The organism is Shewanella sp. 10N.286.45.A1 (assembly GCF_041470405.1).
Taxonomy (GTDB): domain Bacteria; phylum Pseudomonadota; class Gammaproteobacteria; order Enterobacterales; family Shewanellaceae; genus Shewanella.
Map to the genome: position 1 here is coordinate 1 of NZ_JBFRMK010000384.1, position 1,822 is coordinate 1,822.

The 1,822-nt window shown below is 38.0% G+C and carries 1 protein-coding gene; it reads left to right on the forward strand.

Annotated features, from left to right (window positions below):
- Nucleotides 1-261: 261 nt before the first annotated feature.
- Nucleotides 262-1,704 (forward strand): hypothetical protein, encoded by a 1,443-nt coding sequence (locus AB4238_RS21680; protein WP_372035626.1) that lies wholly within the window; start codon nt 262-264, stop codon nt 1,702-1,704.
- The last annotated feature ends 118 nt before the right edge of the window (nt 1,705-1,822 follow it).

The following is a 1,822-nucleotide window of genomic DNA, read 5'->3' on the forward strand; positions in this document are numbered from 1 at the left end:
ATCAAAAGCAATCTGGTATCGCACTAAAAGATCTAAAGAAACAAGGCTTACCAGAAAAGTGGAAAGGCTGGAGCTGGAATTTTATCTCGGAAGATAAATGGATAGAAACACTGTACAAAGGTCTTTGATTAAGTTCACCGACTATCTGTACACTTTACGGCACCTTTAGCCTTTACTAAAGTTGGATATAATTTAATATCGTTACTATTCAAACTCAAAATTAGAAAACTAAACTCTATCTGTCACAAGGAACTGTGCATAATGATAAGCAAGATAAAATGCCTCGTATCTATAAGCCTAACTTTTATAGTGAGTGCGCAAGCTGCTGACAATGAAGGGGCTCCCATAGTCGATTATAAACCTAACTGTATAACTAAAACTTTTGCACCTCATTACCTTAACGTGGAAGTGTTAGATTACTCAGATTTAGGAGCTATAGAAGACAGTCCTGCTTTCGTACTAGCGCTACAACAATTACGCCAAGATGCAACAGCACTAGGTGCTGAGGTTATGCTATTAACTAATGTAGAAAATATAAAAATAACCAAAGAGAAAAATAGGACAGGACGTAGAGCTGGACCTAAAGTTGTGCGTACAACTGACTTAAAAATACATATAGCAGCACAAGCATATAAGCTCTGTAATGGCGACAAATCGTATAGCAACGATCGCGCCTCTTATACAACTAAAGGTTTTGCGCTCCAGTCAACCCAATATAGTTATACAGTAAGCCACAGCAGCATCATCACGGCAAAAGAGCCTGCAATGCTCGCTCAAGAAACAACCCTTCCTCCAGCGAATGTCTCATTTTCAACTGGTGTTTACGGCATCAATTTAGGGGTCAGTACAACACAAACAGCCCAAAAGTTAGGTCCTCCAAGCATTATATTGACTTTAGATAATAACGATAAAGTCTGGGGCTATGGACGTAATCTCTGGTTTACTTATTCAGCTGATAAACTTAAATCAGTTAGTTCAACGTTCAGCATATTAAATGGTGCGGGGAAAAATAATATTGGATTCAGGGATGGGTTTGATGACAAGCGCTGGCGAATAGAAGACAAAATCGCTCAAAAAAATTCCATAGAGCAAGTAAGAAACTCCCTCTCTAAACACGATATTACAGAACTGCCAGAGCAGATTATTATTACTCAAAAACAACAACGTATTATATTGCAGTTTGATAAGTTTCATCCAACGACAAAAGATGACCCCGTAACTTTGCTGACTAACTTCACCTATACGAGTAAAATAGACGAATCTGCAAGGCCATCCCTTCCTCAATTAACATCGATTCAAGAACATTGGCTCTATAAACATCTACAGCCTAATAACGTTAAGTCACTCACATTATTGAACTTAATGAAACAAATCCCTCAAGCCAATAAGATAAATATCGCCAATGATCACAAACAGTGGTGGCTAGTCGGCAACAATGTCCTATTACAATTTCATGGTACAGCACTTGGCCAAGCTCATGTCAGCGAACCTTTCTTTACAGGTTATAACAATGATGCATTTTTTCAATCTGTTAAGTTGCTAAAACTGCCACTGAATAAGAAGGGAATGCTAGAACACTATACAGATGCTAACGATAACTATGATGAAATTGATGTATCCCGCGAGGACTTCAATCTAATAGCAAAATTTGAATCTGAAGAAAATGATGCTGCAGTTTATGATTTGGTTTTTACTTATTATTAATCATACAGCTTTTTGATGTTCCTTCTAAAAATGCGTCATATGGGACCCGGTCATACAGACGGCGATAGTGCTGTTATACCAATAGCATTAAGTATTTAACCCGTTCAGAGCCCCTCAG

What these genes read in the sequence shown, in the direction of transcription:
- AB4238_RS21680 (WP_372035626.1), top strand. Translation starts at nt 262, where the DNA reads ATGATAAGCAAGATAAAATGCCTCGTATCTATAAGCCTAACTTTTATA.